Source organism: Pseudomonas borbori (genome assembly GCF_900115555.1).
In the GTDB taxonomy this organism is placed as follows: Bacteria; Pseudomonadota; Gammaproteobacteria; order Pseudomonadales; family Pseudomonadaceae; genus Aquipseudomonas; species Aquipseudomonas borbori.
Genome location: NZ_FOWX01000068.1, coordinates 1 through 7,308, shown reverse-complemented (window position 1 = coordinate 7,308; position 7,308 = coordinate 1). Strand labels below are relative to the sequence as shown.

The following is a 7,308-nucleotide window of genomic DNA, read 5'->3' as shown; positions in this document are numbered from 1 at the left end:
TGGCAGTTATTTCCTTGTCCTTCGAAGACATCTGCTCATGCAGCGACAGCAGAAGCTGCTTCAGCAAAATAGGGTCGTCAGGAAGGGTTTCGGGCACGGAAATCATGCCGTGGATTATACCGGCTCAGGTCACGAAACGCGGCGTCAAAACCTGGTGTGGGCGGTTGCGCCAGAGGTCGAAACCATCCAGCAGCCAGTTCAATTCCTGGACCGTCAGCACGATGGCTTCGTCTTGATCGTCAGGCGATGTTTTGAATCGCTCGGCATCAAGGCGCTTGAGCCACAGACAGAAGCCATTGCGCTCCCAGTACAAGATCTTCACCCGGTTACGCGACTTGTTGAGGAAGACGAACAGCACCGGGTCGAACACCGCCACCTTAATATCCAGCTCGACCAGGGCGGCCAGGCCATCGATGGATTTTCGGAAATCCACCGGCTTGGGGTAGAGATAGACTTTTTCGACTTTGGCGTCGGGGCGCATCATGGCGGCGGGCTCCAGAAAGAAATCGGAGCACAGCATTGGCTGGCCTTCGGATCATTTGAAGATGGGGTTTATGGAGCGCTTACGTCGTTACGCTCCGACTGCCTGTCCGGATGACCGTGGAACAGGTGTCCGGATATAACGTAGACTGAGTGTCCGGATGGTGTGGAATCCGCAACCTCAAGGTGCCGGTAGCACATGGCAGGCAAAACAGATATCCCAGGGTAATTCGCGTGACCTTCCTGCTTATGCCTGTCGGATATATGTCACAGCGCTCCGTGCAAGTATTGGGCTTTGGCGATGGTGGCCACCTTACCCCGCTGCACCGCCTCATCCGCCTCCTGTTCGTCAGGCCAGCATTTTGCCTCGGGCTTCCTTCAGATTCGCAGTCGCTCGCAACACCCTTGCCTCTGGCTAACACTTCCCCTTGCCGGGTGTGTAGAGGACTTTCACCTCCAAATCGTCCGGTTCACCACCACAGTGAACCGAACAGCGCCTGCCACGGCGCTGCGCGCCATGCCTGACGCACCACAAAGAAACGGCCGCAGAACCTGCGGCCGTTATTCCATCTGCGATGCTAGTGAGGCAATAAGCCGAGGTACCTCTAGGCTTAGGCCGACTTGGTGCGGAGGTACTCAAGGTAGTCCGTCGGCCACATGAACTCCGCCCAGCCCACTCCGGGCTTGCCATTAATCTCACAGGACATGGCGGACTCGTACAGGGTTGTTTCCGGACCGGGCATCAACGGAAAGTGGGCAAAAAAGTCCCCTTTCAGCGTGGTTGTCCTGCCGGCCCGGTCAAGCAGATCTACTTCAATATGTTTCTGCAGGTACTGATCATCAAGGGTGAAACCCACATCAACCGAATCCACTTCAGCCATCAGCCCATCACAACTCACATAGCCACGAAGCTCAGTGCGACCACGCTCATAAATTTCGCAGAAATGCACACAGAGCCCATCCCCCGCCTGAGCGTGCACCCACTTCCAGTGCTGAGGCACCTTCCAATCGCGGGCACCCCATGAGTGGTCGCGCGCTCCAGTTGTATCCACTTGGTAGGTTTTGTCTCCGACACGCAACTGCCCCTTTACCCGACCGGCCTGCTCCAGCCGGTTGGTGGCAAACCAATCAGGACAGCCATCCTTATGCGAGCCATAGGCGTAGGCTGGATGGCAGGCCTCGAAGGTCAAATCCATGCCCGCGTTATCGCCATCAACCCGCAACCGCGCCGTCATCAGATCGAGGTTCTGCTGCAAGTGAACCTTGCCGACTTTCCAGTCATCAAAGTTCTGGTCTGCCGATACCATTACATTGTCGATTTTCTCAACAATGGGATCACCACCCACTCCAGGACCGTAGATAACAAAAACCGAACCCGCCGCATTTTCTCGATCAACCCAAGTGTAAATAAAGGCGCCAATACCAAACTCGGGCAAGGAGATCACATAAGGAATAGATTCACGCTCTAGCGGTCCTTCCTTCAATTGGTGACGTCCGTCGTTTATCGGATCCAATACTGCAATAACGTTCTTCATACCAGTCATTACTTGCATACTATTCCCCTGACTAGCCACATTATCATTTAGACAGGAAGAGGCAAAAAACAACCCCTCACCTTATATATCGATCCTTGCTTATCCAGCGGTCGTCGGTACGGAATGGATTCCGAGCAGCGACTCGATCGTCGGTACCTTATCCGGATCTGGCTCCCAACCCTGCATGAGAAGCAGGGAGCGATCACGCAGTAGCTGCTCCCTCGAAACGGTCAACATCAGTTGTTTCAATCGTGCCTTACCGGCCGCATCGGCTGCCGCATTCATCTGGGTAACAGCAGCGCCAATTGTGCTGCGAAGTTTTTTCACGGATGCCAACACATCAGTTGGCGACGACTGCGCGCCGGCCAGTATTTTTTTTGCTGTTTCCGCATCCTGCACCAACGGGCCGATGGCATCCGTGGCGTCAATGCCTAATGATTGCATACCTTGCGAAAAGTTTATGAGGCGCTCTAACTCATCACAGTCAAATCTGAACTGCACAGGCATCTGCTTTTGCATCAATGCCAACATGCCCATAATCAGCTTTGCCTGTTCCTGAGCAAGTTTGTTGTCAGGATCCAAGGCAGGCATCAGGGTATCGCTCATTGCCTTCATAATGCTCTGGATCTGTATCTCTGGTCGCATTTGCATCAGGGCGCCTCCTCAATCAGTGTGCACATCTCATCTAGCAGCATGTAGCCAATACCCATAAGCCATGTCACCAACACGTCCTGATGCGTTTTGCCACCACGCGCGATCCGATAACCCGTAGCCATCACCAAGGTAACCATCATGTAATCGTTGTAGACTTTGTACCAATGCACAGTCTTGGGATTTACCTTGAGACCGGAAGCCCGCTCGTAGGCAGCAATAAAGTCGGCCTCCGGCATCAGCCCACAGGTAAGCAGTGTCGTGCCATCCTCTGCCAGGCTGGCAAACGCCTTAGTGGTGGTCCAAGCGATATCCTGATGACGATCGCCAATGCGCCCCAACTCCCAATCCAGCCACGCAGTAATGTGCGCATCGTGTTCGGTAAACAGGAAGTTGCCTAAGCGATAGTCGGAGTGCACCACACCAACATGATCAAGCACCGGCATATTCTCTCTCAGCCAGGCCGCGCAATAACGCATCAGCGGGACATCTTCGTCACTGTCCTCCTCCCAAACGCGCTCCCACCAATTCACGCCCCATTCGGCACATTGTGTCGTACCCACTTCCGGGATATCGAACGCGCTCAAGTCCTTATTGCTGAAGTCAAACGTATGAATAGCAGCTAGGTGTTCAACAAACTGCGGCGCCAACTTACACCGCAAGTCTGCCGGGAGCTGTGTTCCCAAACCACTAACACCACTAATCGCATTGGCCGGCTTGGTAATACCCTCGGAAAACCCATAAATAAGCGCTGGATAAGGTAAGTGTTTACCGTCCGCGTCATGCCAGTAAGCAATGGGAACCGGCACAGTCCCTTCCATTGCCTTGATCAGCTGAAACTCACGCAGACGACTGGTTTCAACGATGGATTCGGCAGGCTCCATGCGTAACACCATGGGCAGCGTCACGCGCTCCGCGCCTGAGGGCTGCCAGGTCAGCATAAAGGACATCTGCAACTTAGATGCGCCACCGGACAGCCACTTGGCACCACTGACCTCAAAGTTGTCATCCAACTCGGTGCGCAGAAGAGATTCTACCCCCTTGACCAAGGTCTCCAGGGGGATAGGCGCATACCCCGGACCAGCACGGCGCTGCATTTTTCGGGTAAGAATACGATCTATTTCGTTTTCAGTAGGGAAGCGTCTGCGGAGCATTTCAAGCCAGTCCACTGGAGGCATATTTTTATCATTCATCACTTATTCCTTGCGGATACTGTATTCTAGTATACTAGTTAAGCTGATTGGTGAAGTCAACCCTGCCAGCATGAGGTGAGATTACCCGGGCTCCCGCACCGAGTGGCGGGCACCGCAGCCAATTTGGCGAATGCAAGTTAGGTCGACAAGCTGCTGCATGGCGACGATAACGTAGCCTGCGCTGACGCAGGGTACCCGTTGCTGCACGCCCCCCTCCCCCGCAACAGAGCATGGTCGAACATGGCGAAGGAAACCACGACAGACTACCCCTCTCCACGACGTTCCTGAATCGGTCGTCATCACGCGAACGGGTCACCCGTTCGAAGGCCAACGCCTCAAGGTCATTAACCGAAGGCAGCGCGCCGGACGATTGCACCTTCTACTGATTTTTCCCGATGAGTCACGCGGATTGATTCCCGTCAATTGGACCGATTTTGTCGTCGGTTCCGACGAGGTTCCCAAGGCCTCGGTGGCCGACGCGATTGGTTCACTTGCCGACTTACTCCACGCTCGCCTGATCATTGATGCTTTGCTGCGCCAGACGGAACAGGAGAGCAACGATGCAACTGAACCTAACCCTCGCAGACCTGCCCCCGGACGACAGTCAGTGGGAACAACTCGACGAAACAACACGCCAAGCGGTGATCGACAGGCTGACTCAAGCGATCGCGAAGGTCGTGACGGGCAACGAGCCGCCCCACAGGGAGAGCGCTGATGAGTGACACTGCCGACAAGATCGGTTCCAGCCATTTGCAGCGTGCGGCGTTCGTCTACATTCGACAGTCCAGCGCCAGTCAGGTAGAGCACAACCGGGAATCGACGCAACGCCAGTACGCGCTCGCACAACGGGCGACTGGCCTCGGCTGGTCCCAGCAGCAGATCAATGTTGTCGACGATGATTTGGGACTCTCGGGGGCCAGCACCGCTCGCCGGGGCGGTTTCGCGCGGATGACCGCCGAAGTCGCGCTCGGTCACGTCGGCATTATTCTAGGATTGGAGGTCTCCCGTCTGGCGCGTAATAACGCTGACTGGTACCGACTGCTCGACCTGTGCACCATGACCGACACGCTGATCGGCGATGCCGACGGCGTCTACAACCCCGCGCTGTTCAATGATCGCCTATTGCTTGGACTCAAGGGCACTATGAGCGAGGCCGAACTGCACATTCTGCGCGCGCGTCTGGACGGCGGCATTCGCAACAAGGCTGCTCGCGGTGAGTTGCGCTGGGGTCTGCCGACCGGACTGGTGTGGGGCGAGGCCGACGGCGAAGTCAGGTTGCATCCTGATGAAGCCGTCGTGAGCGTACTACATGCCGTGTTTGCACGTTTTAACGAGTTTGGCTCGGCCCGCCGTGTTTGGCTGTGGTTGCGTACCGAGAACTTATCGTTCCCTCTGCAATTCAACCGCAACGAGCAAATCCGCTGGGTCGCACCGACCTACAACGCCATTTACAATGTGCTCACCAACCCGGTTTATGCGGGAGCCTACTGCTATGGCAAGACGCGTATACGCTGACAGTACCTTGCCGCCGCTGATCCGGCAGCCAGGTGCCAGAGTCAGCCAGGAGGTGAAGTGATGAGCGGTACGCCAGCGACTCATGTCAGTGCCGCACTCAGCCACCAAACGCAACGCCAAGTAAGGTCCGATGCCATGGATCTGGGTTAGGTCGACACCGACCAGTTGATAGAGCACGGTGCGTACGTCGAAGTTGAGCGCATTTGGCTGCCGGGTGCGGTGACGTGGTTTTGGTAGCGGCTCGCTGGGCGGGGACTTCTGCTGGGAAAGCCGCTGCAAGCTCTGGGCAATCTGCTGATCGCAGACTTCAAGCTGTGCTTGATAGGCATCGTACATGGCTAACGCTTGCGCCAAAGCAAAGACGTGCTCCGGCTGGTAGTTGCCAACCAAGGCACTCTGGATGGTCTCAACGCTCGACTTGCACCGGGTATCGCGCATGGTTGCCAGTGTCGCAGCGTTTCGCTCGCCGGCGACAATCGCACGGATGATCCGCATACCTGTAGCCCCAGTAATGTCGGCGACCACATGGTGCAACTGCAGATTCATGTGGGTGAGCGCCTTCTGCATGTGCTGGATATGCGCAGCGGCGTAATCGAGGTGGCGTTCTCGCAAGCGTAGATATTCGGGCGGCCACCTCGGCGACAGGCAGGCCTCGTTCGGTCACTTGCTTAACCGCTTCTATTTTGAATTCTTCGGGATAACGCTGGTTGCTCATGGCACCTCCTAATGGGCCTCAGTTTAAGGCTTGGAGGTTTCTACGAAACTAAGGGCGATTAAAACTTCGTGAGTTAGAGAGGCAGTTACGCCATTGCCTGCTTCATTCGGGGACCTGAGCGCAGAACGGTAAATTGCATCATTCGACCGCCCATGCATCATGCGGGATGCAGGCATAGCCGCAGGGGCGAGTTCGTATAGCCCCTTATGATGGCGCTTTTACTCAGCCCCCTACCAAACCTGGCGCCAGCTCGACCATCCGCATCAGGTTGTGGGCCAGTGCATACCACAACAAAACACTGCGGGCCTTGTCGAGGCCTCGCACGCTGAAGCGCTGCAAGCCGCGTTTGCGGGCGATGGCATTGACGTATTCGGCGGTGGCCGCACGCTCCTTGTAGATAGTCTTGGCCTCCTCGGTACCCATCCGCTGTCGCCAGGCAGCCACCGCCTCGCTATCCGTGGGCAGCGGTTCATGCGGGTCGCGCGAGCAGCTCTTGGGCTGTTGCACCGGCGCGTACACCGTGGTGCTCGCGGCCAGTTTTCGATGGCCTCGCGTTTGGCAAAGCCACCAGCCACAGTGACAACTGAATTTCCGGTGCGATTCCGCTACGGCCGCTCCCACCCTCAACCGCGCGGATGGCCCCATACAGGAGGGCGCAAGTCCTGCCGTTCCACCTCCCCCCAGACCAGCCGTGCCGGGTGAGCTTTCGCGAGCAGGCTGTCCAGATCGCAGGGGGTGTAACACCAACTGGTCCTAGCTCGGACGCAGCGCGCGCGCTGGCCTTGGGCGACTCCAGCGGTGCCGTCACCACGGTCGGGACTGGAAGATCCTCGAACAACTCGCCACTGATTGCCGACATCGCCCCCCAAAAAATCGAGGTGGCTATTTTCGCCTAACTGCTAGAGAAATTGGTTTTTCACAGCCGCTGAGAGCGGTGTAGACAAAACAATTAGATTATCAGGCGACAAAGGAGACGCCGAGCTTCTGCAAGCCAGACCCAAGCTTCCGAGACGCGCGCAAGACGGTCGTGATGCATGATGAGTGTGCGCGCCCGCTCGTTCCAGCCATGGCTTCGCTCCACCACCCAGCGTTTGGGGAGAACGACGAAGCCGCTGGCATCGGCTTTGATGGGGAATAGCTCGCCCTGACCCGAGTGATGCCAGAAGCCGCCGTTCCCATTAGCAGGGTGGCGGACAACTTCGACTGCGACTCCGTGCGT

At 56.7% G+C, this 7,308-nt stretch carries 6 protein-coding genes and 4 pseudogenes; 2 read left to right on the top strand and 8 right to left on the bottom strand.

What is annotated here, in order from left to right:
* Positions 1-124 precede the first annotated feature (124 nt).
* The 4 genes from tnpB to BM315_RS23635 form a co-directional block, all read right to left on the bottom strand.
* Positions 125-484, bottom strand: a complete 360-nt coding sequence (gene tnpB / locus BM315_RS23655) for an IS66 family insertion sequence element accessory protein TnpB (RefSeq protein WP_020798857.1) — start codon at positions 482-484, stop codon at positions 125-127.
* 607 nt (positions 485-1,091) lie between these two features.
* Positions 1,092-2,015 (bottom strand): DUF7064 domain-containing protein, encoded by a 924-nt coding sequence (locus tag BM315_RS23645; protein WP_141124028.1) that lies wholly within the window; start codon positions 2,013-2,015, stop codon positions 1,092-1,094.
* Positions 2,016-2,114: 99 nt separating this feature from the next.
* A complete protein-coding gene (locus BM315_RS23640; RefSeq protein WP_090506089.1) occupies positions 2,115-2,666 on the bottom strand; it encodes a hypothetical protein in 552 nt (183 codons plus the stop codon).
* Positions 2,666-3,859 carry a phosphotransferase family protein gene (locus BM315_RS23635; protein WP_090506087.1) on the bottom strand — a complete coding sequence of 398 codons (1,194 nt, stop codon included), beginning with the start codon at positions 3,857-3,859 and terminating at the stop codon, positions 2,666-2,668. The genes BM315_RS23640 and BM315_RS23635 overlap by 1 nt, the downstream gene beginning before the upstream one ends.
* Before the next feature lie 560 nt (positions 3,860-4,419).
* Between BM315_RS23635 and BM315_RS25190 the strand changes: the two genes are divergently transcribed.
* Together BM315_RS25190 and BM315_RS23630 are read left to right on the top strand one after the other, a co-directional pair.
* Positions 4,420-4,581, top strand: a complete 162-nt coding sequence (locus BM315_RS25190) for a hypothetical protein (protein WP_244527373.1) — start codon at positions 4,420-4,422, stop codon at positions 4,579-4,581.
* Positions 4,574-5,374, top strand: coding sequence for a recombinase family protein (locus BM315_RS23630; RefSeq protein ID WP_212633001.1), 801 nt, complete (start codon positions 4,574-4,576; stop codon positions 5,372-5,374). The genes BM315_RS25190 and BM315_RS23630 overlap by 8 nt, the downstream gene beginning before the upstream one ends.
* Here BM315_RS23630 and BM315_RS25630 read toward each other — a convergent pair.
* The 4 pseudogenes from BM315_RS25630 to BM315_RS23615 form a co-directional block, all read right to left on the bottom strand.
* Positions 5,312-5,995: pseudogene (locus tag BM315_RS25630) on the bottom strand (transposase); the annotation flags it as partial. The gene BM315_RS23630 and the pseudogene BM315_RS25630 sit on opposite strands and share 63 nt — an antisense overlap.
* Positions 5,994-6,089, bottom strand: a pseudogene (locus BM315_RS24560) (transposase); the annotation flags it as partial. The pseudogenes BM315_RS24560 and BM315_RS25630, both read right to left, overlap by 2 nt.
* A gap of 222 nt (positions 6,090-6,311) precedes the next feature.
* Positions 6,312-6,626 (bottom strand): annotated as a pseudogene (locus tag BM315_RS25175) (transposase); the annotation flags it as partial.
* Positions 6,627-7,038: 412 nt separating this feature from the next.
* A pseudogene (locus BM315_RS23615) lies at positions 7,039-7,308 on the bottom strand (IS5/IS1182 family transposase); the annotation flags it as partial.

Bases quoted from the DNA above. Each gene is read 5' to 3' on its own strand.
- tnpB (WP_020798857.1), bottom strand. From the start codon at position 484: ATGATGCGCCCCGACGCCAAAGTCGAAAAAGTCTATCTCTACCCCAAG.
- BM315_RS23645 (WP_141124028.1), bottom strand. From the start codon at position 2,015: ATGAAGAACGTTATTGCAGTATTGGATCCGATAAACGACGGACGTCAC.
- BM315_RS23640 (WP_090506089.1), bottom strand. From the start codon at position 2,666: ATGCAAATGCGACCAGAGATACAGATCCAGAGCATTATGAAGGCAATG.
- BM315_RS23635 (WP_090506087.1), bottom strand. From the start codon at position 3,859: ATGAATGATAAAAATATGCCTCCAGTGGACTGGCTTGAAATGCTCCGC.
- BM315_RS25190 (WP_244527373.1), top strand. From the start codon at position 4,420: ATGCAACTGAACCTAACCCTCGCAGACCTGCCCCCGGACGACAGTCAG.
- BM315_RS23630 (WP_212633001.1), top strand. From the start codon at position 4,574: ATGAGTGACACTGCCGACAAGATCGGTTCCAGCCATTTGCAGCGTGCG.